General features: G+C 33.8%; 19 protein-coding genes and 1 other RNA gene. 11 read left to right on the plus strand and 9 right to left on the minus strand.

The window, feature by feature from the left end; genetic code table 11:
* Positions 1 to 16: 16 nt before the first annotated feature.
* The 3 genes from ACWGOQ_RS13705 (at position 17) to purU (ending at position 5,610) form a co-directional block, all read left to right on the plus strand.
* Entirely contained in the window at positions 17 to 1,690 is a 1,674-nt protein-coding gene (locus ACWGOQ_RS13705) for a helix-turn-helix domain-containing protein (protein WP_452058718.1), read from the plus strand.
* A 246-nt stretch (positions 1,691 to 1,936) separates the two neighbouring features.
* Positions 1,937 to 4,549: a zinc-dependent metalloprotease gene (locus tag ACWGOQ_RS13710; RefSeq protein ID WP_452058719.1), complete on the plus strand. Its 2,613-nt coding sequence runs from the start codon at positions 1,937 to 1,939 to the stop codon at positions 4,547 to 4,549.
* 206 nt (positions 4,550 to 4,755) lie between these two features.
* On the plus strand, positions 4,756 to 5,610 hold the full coding sequence (purU, locus tag ACWGOQ_RS13715) for a formyltetrahydrofolate deformylase (RefSeq protein WP_452058720.1): 855 nt from the start codon (positions 4,756 to 4,758) through the stop codon (positions 5,608 to 5,610).
* Here purU and ACWGOQ_RS13720 read toward each other — a convergent pair.
* Positions 5,605 to 6,561: an MBL fold metallo-hydrolase gene (locus ACWGOQ_RS13720; protein WP_452058721.1), complete on the minus strand. Its 957-nt coding sequence runs from the start codon at positions 6,559 to 6,561 to the stop codon at positions 5,605 to 5,607. The genes purU and ACWGOQ_RS13720 overlap by 6 nt on opposite strands.
* A gap of 36 nt (positions 6,562 to 6,597) precedes the next feature.
* On the opposite strand from ACWGOQ_RS13720, the gene ACWGOQ_RS13725 reads away from it, so the two are divergent.
* From ACWGOQ_RS13725 to ACWGOQ_RS13745, 5 genes are all read left to right on the plus strand, one after another.
* On the plus strand, positions 6,598 to 7,314 hold the full coding sequence (locus ACWGOQ_RS13725; RefSeq protein WP_452058722.1) for a DUF4197 domain-containing protein: 717 nt from the start codon (positions 6,598 to 6,600) through the stop codon (positions 7,312 to 7,314).
* Positions 7,314 to 8,294, plus strand: a complete 981-nt coding sequence (locus ACWGOQ_RS13730) for a carbohydrate kinase family protein (RefSeq protein WP_452058723.1) — start codon at positions 7,314 to 7,316, stop codon at positions 8,292 to 8,294. The genes ACWGOQ_RS13725 and ACWGOQ_RS13730 overlap by 1 nt, the downstream gene beginning before the upstream one ends.
* Positions 8,295 to 8,694: 400 nt before the next feature.
* Positions 8,695 to 11,709, plus strand: a complete 3,015-nt coding sequence (locus ACWGOQ_RS13735; protein ID WP_452058724.1) for a SusC/RagA family TonB-linked outer membrane protein — start codon at positions 8,695 to 8,697, stop codon at positions 11,707 to 11,709.
* Positions 11,710 to 11,757: 48 nt separating this feature from the next.
* Entirely contained in the window at positions 11,758 to 13,119 is a 1,362-nt protein-coding gene (locus ACWGOQ_RS13740; RefSeq protein WP_452058725.1) for a RagB/SusD family nutrient uptake outer membrane protein, read from the plus strand.
* Positions 13,120 to 13,273: 154 nt separating this feature from the next.
* On the plus strand, positions 13,274 to 13,447 hold the full coding sequence (locus ACWGOQ_RS13745) for a Lacal_2735 family protein (RefSeq protein WP_452058726.1): 174 nt from the start codon (positions 13,274 to 13,276) through the stop codon (positions 13,445 to 13,447).
* A 5-nt stretch (positions 13,448 to 13,452) separates the two neighbouring features.
* On the opposite strand, the gene ACWGOQ_RS13750 is transcribed toward ACWGOQ_RS13745, so the two are convergent.
* The 4 genes from ACWGOQ_RS13750 to ACWGOQ_RS13765 form a co-directional block, all read right to left on the minus strand.
* Positions 13,453 to 14,238 (minus strand): alpha/beta fold hydrolase, encoded by a 786-nt coding sequence (locus ACWGOQ_RS13750; protein ID WP_452058727.1) that lies wholly within the window; start codon positions 14,236 to 14,238, stop codon positions 13,453 to 13,455.
* Positions 14,239 to 14,321: 83 nt separating this feature from the next.
* A complete protein-coding gene (locus tag ACWGOQ_RS13755) occupies positions 14,322 to 15,104 on the minus strand; it encodes an ABC transporter substrate-binding protein (protein WP_452058728.1) in 783 nt (260 codons plus the stop codon).
* 342 nt (positions 15,105 to 15,446) lie between these two features.
* Complete coding sequence (gene pyrF / locus ACWGOQ_RS13760) at positions 15,447 to 16,268, minus strand: orotidine-5'-phosphate decarboxylase (RefSeq protein ID WP_452058729.1); 822 nt, start codon at positions 16,266 to 16,268, stop codon at positions 15,447 to 15,449.
* A gap of 27 nt (positions 16,269 to 16,295) precedes the next feature.
* Positions 16,296 to 17,504, minus strand: coding sequence for an NAD(P)-dependent oxidoreductase (locus tag ACWGOQ_RS13765; RefSeq protein WP_452058730.1), 1,209 nt, complete (start codon positions 17,502 to 17,504; stop codon positions 16,296 to 16,298).
* Positions 17,505 to 17,654: 150 nt separating this feature from the next.
* Here ACWGOQ_RS13765 and ssrA point away from each other — a divergent pair.
* Positions 17,655 to 18,054: a transfer-messenger RNA gene (gene ssrA / locus ACWGOQ_RS13770) on the plus strand.
* Positions 18,055 to 18,229: 175 nt separating this feature from the next.
* Here ssrA and ACWGOQ_RS13775 read toward each other — a convergent pair.
* The gene (locus ACWGOQ_RS13775; protein ID WP_452058731.1) at positions 18,230 to 18,391 is read right to left on the minus strand and encodes a hypothetical protein; all 162 of its coding nucleotides are present in this window, start codon (positions 18,389 to 18,391) and stop codon (positions 18,230 to 18,232) included.
* Between the two features lie 309 nt (positions 18,392 to 18,700).
* A complete protein-coding gene (locus ACWGOQ_RS13780) occupies positions 18,701 to 21,064 on the minus strand; it encodes a TonB-dependent receptor (protein ID WP_458202821.1) in 2,364 nt (787 codons plus the stop codon).
* A gap of 215 nt (positions 21,065 to 21,279) precedes the next feature.
* Between ACWGOQ_RS13780 and ACWGOQ_RS13785 the strand changes: the two genes are divergently transcribed.
* Positions 21,280 to 22,296 carry a sensor histidine kinase gene (locus tag ACWGOQ_RS13785; RefSeq protein WP_452058733.1) on the plus strand — a complete coding sequence of 339 codons (1,017 nt, stop codon included), beginning with the start codon at positions 21,280 to 21,282 and terminating at the stop codon, positions 22,294 to 22,296.
* Entirely contained in the window at positions 22,293 to 22,988 is a 696-nt protein-coding gene (locus ACWGOQ_RS13790; RefSeq protein ID WP_452058734.1) for a LytR/AlgR family response regulator transcription factor, read from the plus strand. The genes ACWGOQ_RS13785 and ACWGOQ_RS13790 overlap by 4 nt, the downstream gene beginning before the upstream one ends.
* A gap of 468 nt (positions 22,989 to 23,456) precedes the next feature.
* Here the strand turns inward: ACWGOQ_RS13790 and ACWGOQ_RS13795 are convergent, their stop codons facing one another.
* Both ACWGOQ_RS13795 and ACWGOQ_RS13800 read right to left on the minus strand, forming a co-directional pair.
* Positions 23,457 to 24,476: a hypothetical protein gene (locus ACWGOQ_RS13795; RefSeq protein ID WP_452058735.1), complete on the minus strand. Its 1,020-nt coding sequence runs from the start codon at positions 24,474 to 24,476 to the stop codon at positions 23,457 to 23,459.
* Between the two features lie 68 nt (positions 24,477 to 24,544).
* The coding region (locus tag ACWGOQ_RS13800; RefSeq protein WP_458202822.1) for a T9SS type A sorting domain-containing protein at positions 24,545 to 25,819 on the minus strand (1,275 nt) is incomplete at its 5' end.

Here is a 25,819-nt window from a genome sequence, read left to right on the forward strand (position 1 = left end):
GAAACTACCTGCTAATATGATCGTTACACGCTTTTTAGTCGTTTTCATTTTTATGGTTGTCCCTTGTACACTAAAAAGTCAAACAGAGAAAAAAGAAAACGATAGTTTACTAGGCAAAAGCTATGAGGGTTTACAGGAGCTTTATTTAGAAAACCGAAAAAATCTTACTGTAGCAACCTTATATGCTAACACTTTTCTAGACAAAGCAAAAAAAGAAGACGATCCAATTAAAATAGCTGATGGATACCACTTTTTATTTATGATCAGTACTCCGGATATCGCTATGAAATATGTAGATAGTATCATTGAAATCACTAAAGATCTTAATCACTTTAATTATCCATCCAGAGGATATCTCAACAAAGGTGTATTGCTTCAAAATTACAAAAAGTATAATGAAGCTTTTGAATATAGCTTAAAAGCAAAAGAATTTGCAGAAAAGAACAACAATGATATTCATCAGGTGGCAGCAGCTATCAATATGGCAAACTTAAAACGGAATCTAGGTAAAGAAAATGAGACCCTAGACATCTTAAAATCTAATTACGCGTTTTTGCAAACAAAAGACATTAAGAAAAGATTTTATCGTCACTATGTGAGTACAGTTTTGAGTATGGCGGTTATTTATAATAGAAAAAAGAAATTAGATTCTGCAAGGATATACATAGAAGAAGGGCTTCAGATAGTTTCAAAGGGAAAAGAAAATTACGGATACTCAGGATTACTGCTAGCCAGCGGCATAAACGACTATCATCGACAAAACTATCTGAAAGCCATTGATAGTCTACAAAAACTGTTGACTTTACCCTTACAATTGGAATACCAGGTTTACGACATAGAGACCAATTTATTTCTTGCCAAAGCTTATGATAAAATTGACCAACCTGAAAAAAGCTTGACCTATTTATTAGAAGCGGATAAACTTATTGATACTGCCAATTACAATACGAGTAGTAAAAAAGCTATTGACATGTTATTATCGGTCTACAAAAGAAAAAAGAACACCAAAGAACAATTAGTAGTATTAGAAAGAATGTTGCTGTTAGACAGTGTTTTTAATGAGAAAAATAAAAAGTTACATATAGAAGTATATCAAAAATACGATCGGGAGAATCTTATCAGAGAAAAAAATACATTATTGCAAAAACAAGAACAGAAGAGCTTATATATTTATTTGATTTTAAGCTTTATCATTGTCAGCTTTGCGTTACTGTTCTTCAGAAACCGTAAAAAACGTATTTTCTACAAGAAAAAGTTTGATTTGCTAATGCAACAGCAAAAACCTGAAAAAGTAATTAATAATGTTCTTAAAGAAACCAAAACACTTGACTTACCCCAAGAACTCGTAGATCAAATTTTACGTAAACTAGAAATTTTTGAAAAAGAGAATAAGTTTACAGATGGCACTATCACCTCTGCAAAATTGGCTAAAAAAATAGGAACAAATTCTACCTATCTCTCCAAGGTGATTAATTATTATAAAGGTAAGAATTTTGCAAATTATGTCAATGATCTTAGGGTAGATTATGCGGTAGATCAAATCAAAAATAATCCTAATTACAGGAAATATACACTTAAATCAATCGGAGAAGAAATAGGTTTTAACAATATCCAATCGTTTACCAAAGCGTTTTATAAAAAAACAGGTATCAAACCATCCTATTTTATAAAACAAATTGAAAATCAGTAAACTAAACTCAATTCTTATTGAAAGAAGAATGTAATATTACAAATATCTAATAATTTATGTAACTCAAACACCTTTCATTATCTATAGTTCAAATTTACGCTTATTCTTTACTAATTCTCATAACTAAAGGAAATTACTCAAAAACAAATTAGTATTAATATTATGTTAACACAATTGTTAAAGACTTTTAACGAAATATATAAAAATGATATCTTCCGCGCTAATTGAAAACAAATACATTTTAAAATGAAAATTACATCATCAAAAAACAAGTTATTTCTCTTGTTGCTTGTATTCGTTTTTGGGTTAGGGATCCAAAACGCAGAAGCACAACGTAAGAAAAAGAAAAAATCAAAAAAAGGAAAAACCGAGCAGGTAGATACTGCTAAAAAAGATTCCAAAGAAAAATCAATTGAAGACCTTACTAAAAAGAGTGAAGAAATCGAAGGACTATTCACTATGTATAGGGATACTATTGATGGCACCACGCAAATGCTCATTAAAAAAGATCAAATTGGAGAAGAGTTTATTTATTTCAGTCAGATTACTGATGGCGTCTTGGATGCAGGCGCTTTTAGAGGTGCTTATATGAATAATAAAGTTTTTAAAATCGAAAAACATTATAATAAAATTGAATTTGTTACTCAGAATGCTTCCTTCTATTTTGATAAAAACAATGCGCTATCGAAAGCTTCCAATGCTAACATAAGCGAAGGAATTATGGCAAGTTTAAAAATTGAAGCGCAAGATGAAGAGAAAGGGTTATATCTCATAAAATCTGATGATCTCTTTCTAAAAGAAACTTTTGAGCAAATAAAAGCTCCTAACTTTCCAGGACAATCACCATTTGCATTTAAAATAGGTTCTCTTAGCAAAGAAAAAACCAAAATTAAAACCATTAAAAATTATCCAGAAAACCTGAATGTAAATAGTCACTATGTATACTCGAAATCCAATATTCTGAATGGTGGTTCTAGTGCGGTAACTGATGGAAGAAATGTTACTATAAAAGTAGAGCATAGTTTAATTGCAATGCCAGAGAATGATTATCAACCACGATTTGATGATCCTAGAATCGGTTATTTTTTGACACAAGTAACGGACATGACTTCTACAAGTCCGACACCGTATAGAGACCTGGTACATCGCTGGAATCTAGTAAAAAAGAATCCTGATGAAGTAATTTCTGAACCAGTACAACCAATCGTTTGGTGGATTGAAAATACGACACCCGTAGAATTTAGAGAAACTATTAAAGATGCAGTGTTAGAATGGAATAATGCCTTTGAAAAAGCAGGTTTCAAAAATGCAATGGTCGTAAAAATACAACCAGATGATGCAACATGGGATGCCGGAGATATTAGATACAATGTTTTGAGATGGACCTCTTCTCCCAGACCTCCTTTTGGCGGATATGGACCTAGTTTTGTAAACCCAAGAACAGGTGAGATACTAGGCGCAGATATCATGCTGGAATATGTTTATCATACCAATCGTGTAAAGTACGACCGGTTGTTTAATCTTACCGTAATTGATCAGACACAAGAAGATGATGTTACTCTAATGATTAAAGACAAACATCTATATTGTTCTTATGGTCACTTAATGCAGGAAAATTCATTATTCGGACAAGCAGTACTAACAGCATATGGAGCTAATGATAATGAAATGAAAGGAATGAAAATGGAAGCGATGAAAGAGCTTATTATGCACGAAGTTGGTCATACCTTGGGATTAAACCACAATATGAAGGCTAGTCAGTTATTCTCTCCCGAAGAACTAAATAATCCCGAATTGATTAAAGATAAGTGTCTTACTGGATCTGTAATGGATTATACAGCAATCAACGTTGCTAATGATAAAACTAATCAAGGACAATACTTTTCTACGACTGTTGGACCTTATGATGAGTGGGCAATTCAATATGGATATACACCTGTGAGCTCAGAAAGTGAATTAGAAAAAATCGCTAGTCAATCTAATAAGCCAGAGTTAATTTTTGGTAATGACGCAGATGATATGAGATCTCCCGGAAAGGCGATCGATCCTAGAGTCATGATTGGGGACATGTCTAATGATCAAATTACGTATTCTATTAATAGAATGGAATTGGTAAACGACATGATGAATACGATTAAACTAAAATTTAGTAAAAAAGGAGCATCTTATCAAGAATTAAGACAAGCTTACTCTATATTAAGAGGTCAGTATGCACAAGCTGGAAATGTGATTTCCAGATTTATTGGAGGTGTATACGTGGATAGAAGTATGGTAGGACAAGACCCCAATGCTAAACCATATACACCAGTTAGTTACCAAGATCAGAAAAGAGCAATGAATGCATTAAAAACATATGTGTTTGCACCTGATGCATATAAAGCGCCCAATGATCTTTATAATTATATAGCAATGCAGCGAAGAGGGTATAATTTCTTTAAAGATCCAGAAGATCCCAAAATTCACAATCTTGTATTGGCATATCAAAAAAGAGTACTGGATCATATCATGCACCCAAATACGTTACAACGTATTACCGATTCTGAATTATATGGAAATGAGTACAAATTATCAGAATTTATGACAGACCTAAACAATGCTGTTTTTCAGGCAGATGCCTCTGGTTCTGTAAATACATTTAGACAAAACCTTCAGTTAGAGTATACTAAAAGACTGATTGATATGATTTCTAAATCAAATAGTAAGGGACCAAAATTTACATACCCGTCTAAATCGATGGCCTTATATAATTTAAAAAGAATTAGGTCAATGGTTTCTAACGGTTCTGGAGATAAACTATCTAAAGCACATAAAGATCACTTAAAAACATTAATCAATAATGTGATTGAGGATTTTAAATAACACTTATCGTATTATAAATTATGAAGGGCTGATTATTAATAAAATCAGCCTTTTTTATTATAAATAATTTAGAAAAACCAAGCTTACATTACAAATTACTTAAAAAATATTTGCATTGTCCACCTTTGTAAGAAATTATTATAACCTTTATCATTCTAAATAGTAAGTTTATACTCCGAAAATAGAATCGACAACCCAATCTTTTTATGAAAAAAACAACGCTTCTGATTAATTGTTTAGATACAAAAGGTATAATAGCGACCGTAACCAATTTCATTTTAGCTAAAAAAGGAAATACTGTTTATATCGAACAACATGTGGATAGAGAATTAGGTGAGTTTTTTATGAGACTAGAATGCGAGTTTGATCAAGATGAAGAAAAACTAGCGTTGTTTAAAGAGTTATTTAATAAAGGAGTAGCTGATAACTACAATATGCATTGGGAGCTATATGATGCAGAAAAAAAACCAAAAATGGCACTCTTCGTATCTAAATATGATCACTGCCTATATGATATTCTGGGACGACATGCATCTGGCGAACTAAAAGCAAAAATCCCTATCATCATTAGTAATCACCTGGATCTAAAGCCTATTGCTGATAGTTTTAAAATTCCTTTTAAACATATTCCTGTAAACAAAGCCAATAAAACAGAAGCAGAAGCAGAGCAATTAGCGCTGCTAAAAGAACATAACGTTGATTTCATTGTACTGGCAAGATATATGCAAATCCTTTCCGAAAAATTTGTGGAGCAATTTCCTAATAAAATCATTAACATTCATCATTCATTTTTACCAGCTTTTCCCGGTGCAAAACCGTATCACTCTGCATACGAGCGTGGTGTAAAAATAATTGGAGCTACAAGTCATTATGTAACTTCTGATCTTGATGAAGGTCCAATTATTGAACAAGAAGTAGTACGGGTATCACATATTCATAATGTACAGGATTTTATTCTGAAAGGACGTGACCTAGAAAAAATCGTATTATCCCGAGCTATCAAACACCACGTAGAACGAAAAGTATTAGTATACAATAACAAAACTGTTATTTTTTCATAGTTCAAATATATCTTTAGTCTTTGCAAACCTGTATCCCTCTTTTTCCAATTCGATTCGTTGTTCGTTATTTTCGTGAATTAAAGGGTTGGAGTGATTAAAATGGATGAATACAATCTTGGATTTTATTTCTTTTGATTCATTTTTGAAAAAATTCACCGTTTCTTGAATAAAAGGATGTGGAACTTCAGACATCGGTCTTGGAATTTCTCCGTCCTTAAAGAACGTAGCATCAATAAATGCATAATCCACTTTTTTTACTTCGTTAAGAATATCCTTTTCCCATAATGACCATTTATTAATATCAGGAATAAATAATGCTGATTTCGTTTTACCCTCGATTCTATATCCAACAGTCTCAGAAAATTCATCCCGATGTGGAACCAAAAATGGAGTCACTTTCAAAGTACTGGTTATCTCTACAGAAACTTCATTCTCTAATAAATTAATTCTAATATTTTGCAAATCTACTAATTGAGACCAAGGAGCATTATTTTCTATGAAAGACTTCATTTTTGGCATTGCATGTACATTAATATCCTTGGATCCCATGGCTTCCCTTCCAAAATACATAAGTCCTGTATAATGACCGATATGTGCATGCGTTAAAAATATTCCATCAATAATTGGATCTTTCTTTACATGATCAGCATCCAGCATCGCCAGTTGTTCTGGCAAATCCGGAGTTGCTTCAATTAAAAATTTCTTTTTTTCCTGTCGATCTATAATTCCTAAACAAACGACTGGTTCATTAATACGTCTGCCATCATTAATCGCTTGAAACTCATCCGTATTATTAATATGTGGATAGCCTCCGTCCTGAGCAATTCCTAAAATAGTTATATATTGATCATAATTATAAGAGACCTTTGGCGCTGTTTTTAGTTGATCTTCTCTATTTTTACAGGAAATGATTAAAATAGATAGTACGAAAAAAAGTAACTTTGAATTCATATGAAATTAGTATCATCTCAAATCTAGTAAGAAATCATGAAAAGAATTTTTTTAGCATTCGTTATATTTCAATTATCGAGTTGTGCAGAATTGCAACAGGTTATAGAAAGTTTACCTCAAGAAGGAGGGGCTATTGGCTTAAGTAATGTGGATATCGCAAATGGTTTACGACAAGCATTGGATAAAGGGATTGATAAACAAGTAACCAAGCTTACCCAGAAAGATGGTTTTTTTAGAAACGAGCTCGTAAAAATTGTATTACCAGACGAACTACAAAAAGTAGATAAAGCATTAAGGGATATTGGTCTAGATAATTTGGCGGATGAAGGACTAAAAGTTCTCAATAGAGCAGCAGAAGATGCTGTAAAGGAAGCTACACCTATTTTTGTAAATGCGGTAAAACAAATAACCTTTAATGATGCGAAACAAATCCTGCTAGGTAGTAGTGACTCAGCAACAAAATACCTGGAAGGAACTACTAAGAATACTCTCTATGGGAAATTTAATCCAGTAATTAAAAACTCTTTGTCAAAAGTAGGTGCCGATCGTGTCTGGTCGAATATTATCAATAAGTATAATGCTATTCCTTTTACAAGCAATGTAAATCCTGACCTTACTGATTATGTTACTAGTGAAGCGCTAGATGGCGTATATACTATGATCGCTGTAGAAGAAGAAGAAATTAGAACCAAGCTTAGTTCTAGAACTACAGATTTGTTAAGAAAAGTATTTGCACTTCAGGATCGTTCATAATGGATACATACTCAAAAATAGCTGTCTTAGGTCCAATTCCGCGGGATACCATTAGTACATACAAAAATGAAATTATCAAAAAATACGGTTGCGTAACGCATCCTACAATTGCTCTTTCTAAAATACTGGGATCAAATGGTGAAGTAATTCCAATTAGCAACATTCATAAAATCGATCACCAACCGCTAGTATCACTTTTTTCTGGTTATAAAAATATTGATCAAAGGGGATTAAAAAGTGATGATGACAGAGGGACGATCATACATCTTGATTTTATAGATCAAAATAATAGAATCGAAAAACAAATGGCCTGTATGAAACCTATAAAAGATGAAGATCTATTCTCTTTTAAGGATGCAGATGCCTTTGTTTTTGTTCCCATAACCGATTTTGAAATATCGTTGAGCGCTTTAAAATATGCTAAAGATCAAACAAAAGCAATTACTATCTATGATGCTCATGGCTCTACAACAGCCATGAATATTCAAGGAGATCGCCATAGAAAATACTGGGTAGATATAGAAGAATGGTTACCTTATATAGATGTTCTAAAAATGAATCTTGAAGAATCTCAATGTTGCTGGTTCGAAAATGAATTTAACCTAGACAGTATTGCTAACTATGATGAAAACAAAACAGATCATTTGGACAATCTGGCAGAATTTGTATTGGCAAAAGGCACTTCTTATCTATATGTTACTTTAGATTCGAGAGGATGTGTGGTATACTCTAAAAAAGAAGGCACAATTCAAAAAGATTTTATTAAAAGTGTTCCTGTAGAAACAGTAATCGATACCACAGGTTGTGGTGACAGCTTTGCCGGAGGATTAGCTTATGGTTTCGTAAAAGATGCTAATGACCATATCAAAGCTGCTCAATATGCTAATATCCTTGGGGCTCTAAGAACGCAAGGAACTACATTCGACGTATTTGATATAACAAAAAATGATATGGATGATATGGTTCAGAAATATTACTAATGAAATGATCTATGGAACACAAAACACAACGTTCTATCGCCACGTATTCCATAATTTTACATGATTTTAAATATCAACTAAGAATCTTTTTATAAACAGCTACGCTTTTGTAGAGAAAATTCGATCTCATAAGAAAACAAATGCTTCAAAACTGCTCTTTATCGAATCAAATATCAATTTTAACGAATTTTTAATTTTTGACAAAAACACAAGATTTTATTCTTTTCTTAACGATTATAGTAAATAATAGTTGTTTTGGTTGAAAATAATAAAATCCCCCTCTTACTGATGATTCGGTATCTTCATAATTAAACACCTGTTTTTAAATAGTTATTAAGACGTAGGAATATTTTTCTTACGGGATTAGCGTAATTTTGCCCACGATTTAAAAACGCCCTCAATGAAAAACTTAATCAAACTTAGCGTAGCTATAGCTATGCTTCTATGCGCCGGATTTACCTATGCACAAGAGAAAACAGTTACAGGAACTGTCCTTGATGCGTCTGGCATCCCGCTTCCGGGAACAAACATTCTTGTAAAAAACACCAATAACGGAGTTCAAACAGATTTTGATGGAAAATATTCGATTGAAACAAAATCAGGTGATATACTCATATTTTCGTATGTTGGTTTTGAAACACAAGAAGTAGTTGTTACAGGATCAACAGTGATCAATGTTACCTTAAAAGATAATGTTGAAGGTTTAGATCAGGTAGTGCTTATAGGATATGGTAGCTCTTCTAAAAAGCAGATCACCTCTAGTATATCCAGTATCCGTGCTAATGATCTTGTTGATATTAATACACCCAGTATTCAATCATTAATGACTAGTAAAGTTACCGGGGTTCAAATCACTCAACTTTCTGGAAGAGTAGAATCAGGAATTAAGGTTAGAGTAAGAGGTATCGCTACCGTTGGAGCATCCCAAGAGCCATTATATGTATTAGATGGTGTACCGCTAATAAACGATGACGAATCTATAAACAATTCACCTATCAACCCATTAATCGGGTTGAATCCTAACGATATCGATTCTATAGATTTTCTAAAAGATGCTTCGGCAGCTGCCATTTATGGAGCTCGAGGAACTAATGGAGTTATTATCATTACTACCAAAACAGGAAAAACAGGAAAAACCAAAGTTACTTTAAATACTGCATCGGGATGGAATTTTGCTACGAATAAACGCAGTTTTTTAAATACCGAGCAATACGTAGAGTTCTATAGAGAAGCTGCACAAAACAGTGGCATCTCTCTAAGCGAGATTGAAACAAAATTCGACCAATTATCTTTAGGTCGGGATTGGAGAACGAACGAAGTTGATACAGATTGGCAAGATCTCGCATTGGTGGATGGAATCACACAAGATATCGATTTATCTGCTTCTGGCGGAAATGAAAAAATTAAATACTTCGTTTCTACCTCATATAACAAAACAGAAGGTATCATCTTAGGAAATGAATTAGATCGCTATACACTAAGAGGTAAAGTGGATGCCGACATTACAGAAAAGTCCACCATAGGAGTAAACATTAATTTATCTAAGGTGACAATCGATCGATTATCAAACGATAATGCTTTTATTTCTCCGCTTCAGTCTATCGCCCAATCACCATTAACACCTGCTTTATTAGAAGACGGAACTGCAAATGTCGATGGTAATTCCACATTATTCCAAAACTTTTTAGGACAAGAACAAACCGGAAGATTTGTTACTGACATCTGGAGAACGACTGCAAACATTTATGGTGATTTTTACATCAATGATTACCTACAGTATAAATCCGAAATTGGATATGATGCTAATAATCAGAATGCCGAAAGGTTCTCTGGAAGTTTGACCGAATTTGCATCTGCAGGTGGCGTTGGCACAGCTAGCAATGCTATTACAGAAAGATATATTTTAACGAATTACCTGAGCTATAAACGAACATTTGGAGATTTCGTAGATTTCTCTGCAACCTTAGGAGGAAGTTTTGAAGAAACCAATCGAAAAAGTCAATTTACTATCGGACAAGGATTTCCATCAGATGATCTTCAAACATTAGACAATGCTGTATTAATTACTAATGGAGGGTCTAACAAAACAAAATACAACTTCTTATCCTATTTTGCCAGATCACGTTTTTCTATAGCAGAAAAATACCTTTTTAACCTTAGTATTCGTCGTGACGGTTCTTCAAGATTTGGAGAAGATTCACAATTTGGTTGGTTCCCAGCAGCCTCTGCAGCTTGGGTCGTTAGTAACGAACGATTTTTAAGTAGTTCTGATTTTTTGAATAGATTAAAACTAAGAGCAAGTTGGGGTATTACAGGAAATGCAGAGATTGGAGACTTTGCGAGTAAAGATCTCTATGGTGTTACTACCTATGACGAAAGGCTTGGGGTATCGCCCATCCAGTTAGGAGACAATGAATTACGCTGGGAGAAAACTACTCAATACGACCTAGGCGTTGATTTTGGATTATTCAATAATATCATTTCTGTAGAATTTGATTATTATAATAAAACTACTAATGATTTATTATTCAACCAACCACTACCTGGTACATCTGGTTTCACTTCGGTTGTTAGAAACATAGGCGAAATAGTAAATAAAGGATTTGAGGTGAATCTTAATGCGCGAATTATTTCTAAACCCTCATTAACCTGGAATATTGGTGCATTATTTACGAAGAACAGAAATGAAGTTACCGACTTGCCTAGTGGTGATATCATAGATGATGTAAATATTATAAGAAAAGGTGAAGCGATCTCTTCATTTTATTTATATGAATATGCTGGTGTTGATGCAGCTAATGGAGATGCCTTATTTTATACCAATGCAACAAACCCAGACGGTTCATTGGACAAAACACTAACTAACAGTGTTGCTAAGGCAAATAAAATTATTACAGGAGATCCGTTTCCTGATTATCAAATTGGATTGACAAATACTATAAAGGCAAAAGACTTTGATTTTCAATTTATTTTTCAGGGAGAATTTGGAGCCTCAATTTTTGATCAAGCTGGTAAGTTTTCTTCCGGAAATGGTAAATTCTTTGACAATCAAACAACGGATCAATTAGATAGATGGCAAAACCCGGGGGACATTACCGATGTACCTCAAGCGAGATTAAATCAGGAGAATGGACAAGCCGATTCTACCCGTTATCTGGAAGAAGCTGATTTTATAAGACTAAGAAACATTACACTAGGATATACTATTAATCCGACATATTCTAAAAAGTTTTATATGGAAAAAGTAAGGTTTTATTTTAGTGGCCTTAATTTATTTACAATCACCGATTATGAAGGATATGACCCTGAATCTACTGCAGATTTTAACGGGAATTCTGGTGTAAGAAGGGGTACTTCTTTTTATTCAGCTCCGCCGGCAAAAACATATACACTAGGAATTAATATTGAATTCTAAAAAATCAGATTTTTGAAATTTAATGCTTTAACCTAAAAGTAAAAAACAATGAAAACATATATAAAAACAGTAATTATATTCACACTATCAATACTCTCTGTTAGTTGTGAAAACAAATTAGACATTGACCCCAATCAATCCTTAACCACTGAGGATGCTTACGACACTCCAGAAAAAGTAGCTAACATCCTTATCGGAACCTACGCACAAGCAGTGCAGGCACCTAGTTACGGTGGTCAAATTTATACGATTGCGGAATTATTGGTAAACGACCAAGAGTTACAATGGAATGGAACATTTTCTGACCCAGGCGAGTTTAACAATAAGGTAATTAACACCAATAATACTTTTGTCGCTAACTTATGGTTAAATGGGTATGACATCAGTAATCAAGCTAATATTGTACTTGACAACCTAGATGTTTTTGACAATCTTGACCGTAAAAACTCTGTTGAAGGACAGGCCAAGTTTTTAAGAGCTGTAACATATTTTGATTTGGTACGGTTTTTCTCTAAACACAATAACAATAGGATACATGATGGAGAGCTAGGTGTTCCAATTATTAGAACTCCGGTGATTTCATTTGAGGATGTAACCTATCCATCCAGAAACACAATTGGTGAAGTATACGATTTTATCATCAATGATCTTGAAGACGCAATTGTTCTTTTACCAGAAACTAATGGTGTTTTTGCTTCTGCAAATGCGGCTAAAGCTTTATTAGCAAGAATACAATTGCAGATTGGTAATTATGAAGCAGCAAGAGATTTGTCTAACGAAGTGATACAGTCAGGTAGTTACTTAATCACAGAAATTCTTGACGATGCCTACAATAATGACGATAACTCTACAGAAGATATTTTTGCCTGGCAGGTAACCGATTCAGACGGAGCAAATAGTATGAATACGTTTTGGGCTACTGACAGATTTGGCGGAAGACCTGGAAATCCAGATATATCAATAGAAAATCCTTTTTTCGGGATATTTGATGATTTTAATGACTTGAGAGCAAATTTCTTTTACATCGACTCTGAAACCGGATCAGGTATTGCATCCTATAAATGGATTTTCGGAAATGCAAACATACCTTTTATCAGGTTACCTGAAATGCATCTTATACGTGCTGAGTCTAACTTTGTTTTAGGTACAGCAATTGGTACAGATCCAATTAATGATGTCAACACAATACGATTTAGATCCAATGCTGTTACGTTAACTACCTTGACCTATGTAGATATTATTCTGGAAAGACTGCGTGAATTATCTTTTGAAGGACACAAACTACACGATTTCAAAAGATTAGAAATCCCTATCGGTCCACTCTCCTTTGATGATAGTCGATTGGTTTTACCAATTCCACAAAGAGAAAGAAATGTAAATCCTAACCTTGAACAAAACGACGGTTACTAAAAGAAAATACATTATATAATTTAATTAGCCTATAAAAAAGGATAGTATGAACTAGTCATATTATCCTTTTTTAGTATACTATTAGCTAACCTTAACTACTTCTTAGGAACTTAAGTAAAACTCATCTAATACTTTTGTAAAAAAAAGAAAGGAAATGTTTTATTGGTATAAAGAAAAAACTGATCTAGAAAAATTACAAAAACGATACTCGAGGTTAATGAAAAGTGCTTATAACCTTGCCATCAAAGACAAAGTAAGAAGCGATCTTTTGCACGAAGAAGCTAGTAAAATCTTACTAGAAATCAAAAAAATACAACATCATCAATAATACCTTTACACAGAAAATCGATATAAAAATGCCAGTGACTCTTCGTTAAAAATCTCCGGTTGTTCTACGTTTACTACATGACCAGAATTCTTTACTACAAAAAGGTTAGAGAATTCGTGAATGGAAACTACTTTTTTAATCGATGGTAAAAACAGGTAGTCTTCTTCACCCATTACATAAAGTGTAGGTATCTTAATATCCTTATCCCGAAAAAACCGTAACAAAGGATTAATCTCAGATGTTAACCTAAACCACCGTACAAATTCTTTTTGATACAATTTTTTGGCTTCATTTGCAAAAAGTAACCTGGATTGCTTGTGATTCTTTTTAGGCATAATAATAAAGGCAAAAAACTTATATAAAAACATATAAGGAATCACAGATTTAAAAACAATTCCTAGTTTCATTAGCACCTGAGACCTAAGGTTTAATTTCATAATAGCACCACCCATAATCATACTATCTACACGATTGGGATACTTTTCTGCCAAGTTCCTGATTAATATCGTACCCAAAGAGATTCCTACAAAATGTGAAGACTTTATTTTTTCTTTATCAATAACTTCTACAATATCCTCTGTAATTGAATCAAACGTATATTTAGAACTAAAAGCATCCTTGATAGCAGGTTTAGAGTTTCCGTGACCTCTTAGATCTAACAGTAGTACGTTGTAATGTTTTCTAAATTCTCTTACCTGCTTAAACCAAATAGAAGAACTCCCTCCTGCCCCGTGTACAAAAGTAACCCAATGGGTATTATCAGGATGGTTGTATATAGAATAGTTTAGCATAAACGGTTTAAGATGACAAAGATAATCACTATTTACTCACTATTTATAGGATTAACAGTATTTAATGTATTGTTGAACGCTTGCTAATGAAGCGTCTTGAAATAAGAAAATGCTTTATGTAATCTTGATCCATACCAGGAAAAATACTCACCATCTACCAAAATCACTTTTGTATTTGGTACAAGTTCCTTCATTTCGGTTATATGATCTTCAGAAAACGGAAAAGGCTCTGAAGATAACAGGATGAGATCCAAATCTGGTAACTTTGTCAACTCATCATTAGAAATTTTGGGATAACGATCCTGATTTCCAACTACATTTACAAACCCGTTCATCTCTAATAGATGATGTATAAATGTTCCTTTACCTGCTACCATCCACGGTTTCCGCCAAATAAAATAAGCTACTTTCTTTTTGGGTTTATCTGTTATGAATTTTAAAAAGCTATTCCATTCTGATCTAATTTCAGAAATAAGTGTTGTGGCCGGCTTTAATGAATCAAATATCTTTCCATACTGATGGATTAATTCCAAAGATTCATCTATAGTACTTATATCTGAAACGTGCACTGGATACTCTTCTTGTAATACTTCTACAATTTCTTTGGTATTCTCTTCTTTGTTACATAAAACAATATCAGGTTGTAACTCTTTAATTTTATCCAGATGAATATGCTTAGTACCGCCTACGATTTGTTTTTCTTTTCGTATTGTATTTGGATGCACACAAAACTTAGTCACCCCTACAATAGCATGGGATAACCCTAAAGCAACCAGAAGCTCTGTTTGTGATGGCACTAAAGACACAATCCTTCTAGGAGGTTCTGTAAACCTAATCGCTCTACCTAACTGATCTATATATAACATATCTCTTATATAAATAACAATAAAATAATCCTGTCAATAAAAACCATAACTACTTAATAATTAATGTATTAAAATTAGTAATTCCTGCAAAAATTAGTTATCTTGTAAAAACTTTTAATTTAAAATCTTGGGGCTATGAATTCAGTATTACTTAACATTATTTTTTACGGTTTTTTAGCATTTTTTGTGATTTTTATCACTTATGGACTTGTTGGATATGCAAAACAAGTGTTTAAGGCTAACAGACGGTAATTTTTTTAATTCATCAAAGAGAGCTAATTTGCTCAAAATTTTTGATTAAAAAATAGAAGAGGAAATTGAATCCAGATTTAATTTCCTCTTCTATTTTTTGCTTTCTAATATTTCTTGCATTTGCTGCTGAAGCTCTTTAGCTTTTTCTCTGGCAACTGTATCAAAATCAAACCCATCTGAAGCATATATAATTCCTCTTGACGAATTGATCAATAATCCTATTTGATCATTCATTCCGTATTTGCATACATCTTGTAGATTGCCACCTTGAGCACCAACTCCTGGTACTAACAAAAAACTATTCGGAATAATTTTTCTAATGTCCGTTAGAAATTCTGCTTTGGTAGCTCCCACTACATACATTAAGTTTTCTGAATGTTGCCAACTCTTAGAGGTGTTTAATACTTGTTTATATAACTCCGTTCCTTCTACACTTTTAGTCTGAAAGTCAAAAGCACCCTTATTAGAAGTCAGCGCCAGCATAATCGTATGTTTTCCTGAAAATGCGAGAAAAGGTTCTACAGAATCCTTTCCCATATAAGGAGCTACCGTAACCGAATCAAACTCCAGGTCTTCAAAAAATGCTTTGGCATACATAGCACTGGTATTACCAATATCACCTCGTTTTGCATCCGCAATCGTAAAAATTTCTGGATGGTTCGTATTGATATATCGAATGGTTTTTTCTAAAGATTTCCAGCCCTTCAATCCATACGCTTCGTAAAAAGCTGTATTTGGTTTGTATGCTACAGCCAGATGATGTGTAGCATCGATTATTTTTTTATTAAACTCAAAAATTGGATCTTCAGATTCCAACAAATGTTTTGGAATTTTAGAGAGGTCTACATCCAGGCCTACACATAAAAAGGATTTCTTTTTCCATATTTGATCAACAAGTTCCTGAGTAGTCATTTTTTATATGATTTATAGTGTATAAAACTATTCTTTTCCTTCTACATAATCCTGTAAATAGGCATACCTAGAAGTTAATTTACCGTGTTGTGTCATTCTTGCACGTTCTAAAACTCCATCTGCATCATTATTAAAAAATGCAGGTATTACGTGTTGCAAAAACATATCTCCAAAACCTTCACTCGCATCTTTGGGTAACTCACAAGGTAAATTATCTACAGCCATTACTACCACCGCTTCAGGATCTTTATAATCAACCTCTTCTTCCTTTAAAGGATGATATCCATAAATAGGATCCGCTATAGTAGAAGGTCGGATAGTAGTTGCAACTGGACCATCAATATCGCAAGAAATATCTGCTACCACGCTGATTTTAAAATCAGCAGATTTTGCATCTTCTCTTGTATATATATAAGGAGCTCCATCACCAAAAAAGTGACCGGCAATATACATATCACTGACTTTGGCAAATTTCATAAAGTCACTCACATACTCTTCGGGATTATTATAAAAATCTTTCTTGTTAATTACCTTAGCATCCTTCCGCTCATTGTAATCCAATACATCAATCTGTGTATATACTGGCTCGTCATACGTATTCGCCACATATTCATCAACAGAAACTTCTTTGATCTTCATTGCATCCAGAATTTCTTTGGCTCCACTTCCTACTTTACCTTTACCAGTAAGAACAATCTTCATGTTTGGTAAACTAATCTTTAGTAATTCGGATTCTAGTGCCTGTTGATCAGACAATGTTTCTGCTTTAGGAAGCAAAAAACTTTCATTTTTTAAGCCAAACGCCCTAAAACCATTATATGCTCCTACAATGCCAGCATATCGACCAAAACCAATAAGTCTGAATTCTTTTTTGTTTACAATAACTTCGTGGTCATACAATTCGATATTTTTATCAAGGATTGCTTTTAACAGTTTTCTGTTGTAGGGTTGTTTTTTGATCGTATGCGAAAAAAAGAAATATTTTTTATTAGGTATCAATGCTTCTATCGGAACTTCTTTTACACCTAGTAAAACATCACAATCAGAAAGATCATCGGTAACGTCAAAACCAGCAGTTTTATAGTCAGCATCACTAAATACTCTAATATCAGAGCTTTCTACTTTAAAAGATGCTTCAGGAAACTGAGACACTGTGTCACTTAACCCCTTTGGAGAAAAGACTACCCGTCGATCTGGCGGGTTTTTACGTTCTTTGATAATTCCGAATGTAGTCATATAATTTTTGGTATGTATTTTGTTTCTATAAAAGCGCGGCAAAGATATGACAAATATGATTATCTTTGCCATCCATTTTGGATGAGGAGTTTATATTTTTATGATATTCTAAAAATTAGAATTCGTAATTCTTCATTCAGAATTACTATTGGGGTCGACTGGTTTTGACAGCGAGATTAATAGAGTGGTAAGCACGCCGAGCGCTGGGATATAGCTCGTAAATATCATGTTTCATCTTTTTTAAACGGCGAGAATAACTACGCCCTAGCTGCATAATCCGAATTATAGTAGGATAATGCCTCGGTCCGCAAGGCGGACAAGCAGGAAGTCTCTCGAAAGCCTTGGTTTGCGGCGATCGGTTTTGAGGCTTCGTAAAAGTAAACCTAGCCGAAATAGTACTTTGATGTTTTGGCGAAACTTAAGTAAAGTTAAGCTGTGCGTTGGTAGTTTTTGACCGGCAATCAGACGAAAATCTAAACAGAAACTAAGCGTGTAGAAAGCTATTGTATTACTTGTTTGGACGAGGGTTCGAATCCCTCCGACTCCACTGCAACCCTGCCTTTTGGCAGGGTTTTGTGTATCCGGGGATTCGGCCTGTGCGCCAGCTGGCTCCTACGTTAAATTGATCCACCGGATCAATTCTCAACACTACGGTCCTCTCCGACTCCACAAAAATCCTGCCTAATGGTAGGATTTTGTTTTTTTCGGGGGATTCGGCAGCCGCATCAACTAGCTCTTACGCTATAAAGGTCTTCAAGACATTTTCGATACGCTCTGCCCTCTACGAGTCCACTTTCTTCATTCAAAGCCTCGTGTGCGTAAAACCTTTTTTTATAAAATAAGCTTACTTTGTCTTGTACATGTCCTAAAATGTAATGATTGTCCATTTTAATTATTGTTTAGACAAAAATTAAAACAAATAAAAGATACTTCTACTAAGTTACTCATACCATAGATATAATATATCTAACTGAAAAATCGTATTACAACAGGATTTAAGAAATAAGCAGTTGGAGTAATAAAAAAACTTATTATCGATTTTTATTTTTTAAAGTATTTGGATTAAAAAACCATCTAGTTGTTGGTGCAATATAGGAAGTAATGCAGATTAAAAGTATTCAACATTACACTTTTTTGAATTAAACACACACCTCAACAGGCTGCGAAAGCAGAAATTAAACCCAACGCGATTTCATTTATCTTCTTCTTCCTGAATAGGTCATCGCTTCACCTTTACCAAACCCATAACTTAGTCCAAAAGTAAAAAAGCGTCCACGTTGCCCAAAATCATACGTTTCGAAGGTAGGTTGGTTCACAAACCGTTCTTGAATTCGAGAAGCAAAAACATCTCGGATACCAATATTTGCAACGACCTTGCCTTTTAGAATTTTTTTACGTAAGCCCATATCCATAAAAGCAAAACCACTTTGCTCGCCTTGTACTGTATTAAAACCAGAACGATAATTACCGGTCAGCTCTAAATCAATATCAGCGGGTAAGCCAATTTTTGAACCCAATCGAGTAGACCATTGATTTCCGGTAAAATCAAAAACCTGATCTTCAAAAATTCCTTTTCGATCAAAATAACTGTAATTGAAATCGCCTGTAAATGTCAACCATTTCGAAGGACTGTATTTTCCGTTGGTCTCAAAACCAACAGAAGAATTTGTTCCGATATTTTGAGGCGTGGTAAAGGTAACGTTGTCTTCAAAAGTTGATACACGTTCTACTACATCGGTTGTGTAGCGGTGGTATAGGCTAGAGCTCAAACTAGCTTTTGCTATTTTGTAAATACTTGTTAACTCGTATGAATGCGTAAACTCCGGTTGCAAATTTGGGTTTCCAACTCGGATATTAAAATTGTTCCTAATGTTAAAAAAGGGATTCAAATCCCATAAGCGAGGTCTAAAAATACGTTTTGAATAGCCTGCCTGAAGTGAAAACTTGTCATTAACTTTATATGATGTATGTAAACTTGGGAATAGGTTGGTAAAATTTCGTGAGTTGGCTTCGTTGGTATTCGTCAATAATGTTTCCAGATCGGTATTTTCGATTCTCATACCTGCTTTTATACCCCAGGTATCATTTTCATAAGCTCCGGTTGCATATATTCCCAGTACTTTTTGATTCCACTCGAAGTTGTTGGTCAGGTTTTCATTGATTACAAACTCACCGTCAATCAGGTCGCGTACTTCAAAATCATTCCCTACATCGTTTATAACGTATTGCACTCCTGTTTCAATTGTATATGCTTCGGTTAACGGATTGGTATAATCTCCTTTAAAAGTAAAATCAGCCTGCTGGAAGTTCGTAGCCGTCTGTTGATTGTTATCAACATTTGTTCCTTCCAAGGTAGTATCGGTAAAAGACGAAGATTGGTCTTTTCCGAAGAAACTACCCAGCGCACTAAGCTGAAAGGTATGATCTTCGTTGTTTTTAAACTGCTTTTTCCAATTAAACTCATATTGCCATTTGGGATTGGTAGCATCCGTAGTTTCATCTCGTACCCATCGAGACACTAAAGTATTGCTGGCATCAAAGAATCGAAACTGGGTCTCTGACGGCTGATCTTCAATCTCATAGGCAAAATTACCTGAAAGGGTGAAGACGTTGTATTTGTTTAAATGGTAGTCTGTACCTACTGTAATATTAAAAAAGGTCTCATTTCTGAAGTTTTCTCCTTCGCTAAAAACTACTTCACCATTCACCAAATTTCGGTTAATCGCTTCATTATCTCTGGGTAATGAGCGGTAGCCGGCTCCCATTTGAGTAAACAGATTAAATTTTTCGGTTCTGCGGTTAAGGCTAAGCCCAATACTGTGATTGTCTGGCACACCAGTATTGGCAGATACCGAACCGTTCCAGCCTTTTTTCTCTTCTTTTTTTAAGATAATATTCAAAATTCCCGAGGTTCCCGAAGCTTCATATTTGGCTGATGGATTGGTAATTACCTCAATACTTTCGATCATATCTGCAGTAATTGTTCCCAAAGCATTGCTGGACTCGTCTGCTAACACAGAAGGTTTACCATTAATTAAGATTTGAACTCCCGCACTTCCTCGCAAACTTATTGCTCCTTCAATATCAACATTGACTGAGGGTACATTATTGAGCACTTCTAATGCACTGGCTCCGGTACTGCTTAGGTCTTTACCTACGTTAAAAACACGCTTGTCTAGTTTAAATTCTGTTTTAGAAACCTCACCTCTTACTATTACTTCATCCAGAGTTTGGCTATCTTGAGATAATTTGACTGTTCCTAATTCGACTTTCCCTTCTATTACTTGAAAATTCCGTATCTGAATTGTTTCAAACCCCATAAAACTAATTTCCACATAGAAATTACTTTCTGAAGTTTTTATCGCAAATATTCCGTTGTCATCAGTAGTAGCTCCTGTTATTACTGAATTGGATTTTGTATTATTTAAAACTACTGTTGCATAAGGTACAGGTTGACCTGTTCCAGCTTCAACAAGGGAGCCCGAAACTAATATCTCCTCATTTTGAGCCCAGCCACAAATTGTGGATAGTATCATTATCAAAAGAAACCGAATATTCATCGTATACATCATTATAATATTATAATCCAAAGAAAAGAAGTAAAAAGGATTTATAAAAATTCATCTGGGTAAACAACCATACTACACCTACAAACAACATGATTGTTATTTATCTATATAGATCTGCTGTTTAGAGGTTTTTTTGAGATGGTTACCTTTTAAATATAAAAGTTGGAAAAGCAAAAAACTATATTTGTTATATAACACTCAGTACAGTGAAAAGATTATTTATAAATAAAGAGATTTGGTTTCAGGTGATATTACATATTGTGGTATTTATCTTCTATTCATTTGACCGCCGTAATCCCGAAATACAGCCATATCAGTATGTATTCTTTTTAAATTTTGTTATTGCTGGCCTTATCATAAATTATGTACTTCTTCCCAAATTTTTGTATCCTGGGGCGTACCTAAAGTTTTCATTGTATGTTACTTTGATAGTAGTATGGGTAATTTTTGTTGAAGAAGCCATCTTAGAAAAAATCTATTTTCCAGATACTCGCGGTACCAGATTCCTTGGTATTGGGTACAATCTTATGAGTACGTTGCCTACTTTATCAGTCCTGGCAGGGTTTAAATTTGGCTGGGATGCACTTGTCAAACAAAGAGAGGTAAAGGAACTGAAAGATTCTGTAAAAGAAAGCGAGCTCCAATTCCTAAAATCACAAATCAATCCCCACTTCTTGTTCAATAATATGAACAACCTGTACTCATACGCTATCGAAAAATCTCCACGTACACCAGAACTTATCTTGGAATTATCGGGCGTACTTCGGTATATGCTATATGAGTGTAAAGCTAAATATGTTTTGCTTTCAAAAGAGGTAGAACAATTGGGAAACTTTATCAATCTTGGACGGCTGCAAATAGAAGGTCGTGGTAAGGTTACGCTCTTAAAAAACATTGAGCAATCAAATTTCCGGATAGCTCCCTTGATTTTAGTTGTTTTTATTGAAAATGCACTAAAGCATGGTAGTTCCAGTCAAACAAGTGATATAATTATTGAAGTAGATATCAAGGTTACCGAAGATGGATTGCTTTATTTTAAATGTTCAAACACCTACAAAATGCAAACCAATACGAACAATTTGGATAGTGGAATTGGTTTAGAAAATGTAAAAAAACGGCTTGCCATTATATATCCAAAAGCACATATGTTACACATCAAAACTGATAATAAAACATATGATGTTGAACTAACAATTGATCTAAAAAAGTCTCAGGAACAATGAAATGTATCATTATAGAAGACCAACTACCGGCGCAACGTATTTTGAAAAAATATATTGAAGATTTGGGTTCCTTAGAACTTATAGGAACTTTTACCGATGCTCTTAAAGCGATGGAAATGATGAAATCGACTGAAATTGACATCATTTTTTTAGACATACATTTACCAAAAATATCAGGTATTGATTTTTTAAAAACCTTGTCTAATCCGCCTCAGGTTATCCTTACAACAGCTTTTCCGGAGTATGCTCTGGAAAGTTATGAATTTGATGTAGTGGATTATTTGTTAAAACCCTTTTCTTTTCAGCGGTTTATAAAAGCAATCGTTAAGATTGAGACTAAACAACAAAATTCAATCCCAAGAGCAGAAACCACAGAAATAAATGAAGTTTATATTAAGGAAGGGTATGATCATATCCGTATTCTTATTGATGATATTTTATACATTATGTCTGATGCTGATTATACCGAGATTTATATACAACACAAAAAGCATTTATCTTCTGAAACACTGCGATATTGGGAGCTGTTTTTACCCACCAAAAAATTTATGAGGATACATAAATCATACATCATTAACACTTCTAAAATTGATAAAGTATCCGGTAATCTAATTTATCTATCAAGTCAAAAACAAGTTCCTTTAGGAAGAGCTTACAAGAATGATTTTGTGAAAAAATTCTTATTAGAATAAATACTACTAAAAAGTCTATAAGAAGCTCATCAAAAATCCTGATAAACCACCCATTATAAATTGAATATTTTTTTCCAAATAAGTACTTTCTTTATAAAGATATCAAAATTTTGATCGAAGTCCTTTTTTAAGGTATCTTGTAAACTTATACCGCTTTTTACACTTCTGGAATCAATGTTTAAACGACTTCATTGAGTGTGCTAATTAAGGAGAGGAAAAAAATAAAGAATTCTTCGAAACAGCTACCCTCTAAGCAGAGCCATCGGAGTATTTTTCTGTTAGGCTTTGAGCTTACGATCAAAAAACCAAAATTTTATATTTCTTTTCCCTCCAATGTTCTTTCTAAAAAGAAAGAGAGAAAATAGATATACTGACACAACTAGTTTAACATGGGGAAGCATCTGGTAAACACTTCAGGTAAATATCATCTGATTTTAAAAAGATACGTTTTTCAACAAGAAGAAATTGCTAGTTTTCGTCTGGTGATTTGTCTATGTAACTTTCAAAAATAGTCTGAAGTGAAATTACGTTTAATGGAAACTCCATAAATACATGAATTAAACTGACAATTAGCAATAGTGAAAGACCAATTGCGTAGTCATAAAAATAAAGTCCTACAGAAAACATCCAAGATATACCAATTACTATTGTTTTTTTAGTAGTAATTTTTCTATGCCATCCAATTATGGTTGTTTTAGAAAACCAATTTAAATAATGGTATGTGTAAGCAAAAGCAATAAACATTTGAATTTTAAGATCTAAAACTTCATAGAAAAAGAATGTCGTTCCGTCTGTAAGCCCAAGTATTTTAGAGATATTTACATTTAATACGTGAAAATTATTCCCTACATAATTAGATTTTATGTTGGCAGAGAAATTATACAACCCATGATCTACTGAAATAAAAACAATAAGTATAGGAATGAGCAACATTAATCCTACATTAAGATATCCAATACGATTATTCTTTTCCAAATTTCCGTACCACATAAATACCAGAGTAAATATATATACATGAATGATCGTAGGTAGAAATATTCCAAATATTATATGATATAATGGAAATTGATGCATTAATATAGCTAAAACAACTCCTGATCCAATCACAACCCATTGTTTCTTTTTATTTTCAAAACTTACTAAAGCTATTGCGACAACCAGTGTGACAAAAAATAAGGCATTGAGGTAAGCCGGAGCTGTATCTTTTACCTGTCCTATTAAACTGTTACTTTTTAATAATTCAAATGTAGGTAGCTTTAGGAAAGTAGGAATTGCTATTAACAAAGCACAAGAAAAGACTATATACACCCAGTTTTTGTTAGCTATAAAATAATTTTTATCACGAATCCAGTTGATCTCTGTGAAATAATGTAATGGACCTAAGATTGCATATGCTAATAAAAAGAGTTGAAACGGCAAGAAATAGGCAAACACAAAAGAAAGAAGGATTAAAAAAGTATTTAAAAGATCAACCCTGAAAGTATTCATAATTTTTAAAATTAAAAAAGCTCCACCAGAAGCGAAGCTTTTCTTTATAAAATATAACTAGATTTTGATTATTCTATAACCATTCTTTTGGTATCAACCTTTTGACCACCAACGTAAAGCGTATAATAATATACACCTGCTGCCAGACCGTCACTGTTGATATTCATTTCTCCATCACCTCTATCATTTAATGTAATATTAGAAATCACTTTACCGCTGTTATCACTAAACACCATAGCCGCTTTACTTACACCTAGTGGTAAATAATATTTAATAGAGGAAGTTCCATTAAATGGGTTCGGGATATTTTGATATAATATCGGTGTATTTGCTTTTCCTTCAGGAACTTCATCCACTCCCAAAGTTCCTGAACAAGCGCATTCTTCAATTATCTGAATACGATCCAATACATCAGTCATCTGGGTTTGTAGTGTAACGACATTAGACTCAGCTGTGCTTAGGTCACTTTGCAATGTAGCGATAAGTGGAGCTAAATCAACAGTTACAGAAGATCCATTTTCTATCTCAATAGTTAAATCTGAACCTGTCAATGTCGCTGCTGTCATGTTCTGACTATCTGTATTAACGTAGGCAGAAAGGTCTACTGAATTTCCATTACTAATACTAAGGGTATTACTTGCGATCCCTAACGTTTGACTATCTGTACCTGTTCCATCCTGCAAGGTTGATAACTCTATCGTATTAGCTCCTCCAGAAATACTTAAGGTTGTTCCACTTAGGGATAGCTCCTGATTATCTGTATTATCTAAATATCCTGATAAATCCACAGCAGTACCGTCATTAGTCAAATTCAATGTATTACCGGAAAGATTTAAATCCTGTGCATCTGTATTATCTAAATATCCTGACAAATCAATGGTACCTGAATCTCCTGCAATACTTAACGTGTTAGAGCTTAAAGATAACGCTTGACTATCTGTATTGTCCAAATACGATGAAAGATCTACCGTAGTACCGTCATTAGTCAAACTCAATGTATTACCAGAAAGATCCAAATCCTGCACATCTGTATTATCCAAATATCCTGACAAATCAATGGTACCTGAATCTCCTGTGATACTTAACGCGTTAGAGCTTAAAGATAACGCTTGACTATCTGTATTGTCCAAATACGATGAAAGATCTACGGTAGTACCATCATTAGTCAAACTTAGCGTATTACCCGATAAATCTAAATCTTGTGCATCGGTATTATCAAGGTATCCTGAAAGATCTACCGTATCCGTTCCTCCAGATATACTTAAAGTATTAGTTGCTAATGAAAGTTCCTGCTCATCGGTATTATCAAGGTATCCTGAAAGATCTACCGTATCCGTTCCTCC

Source organism: Aquimarina ulvae, from assembly GCF_053613295.3.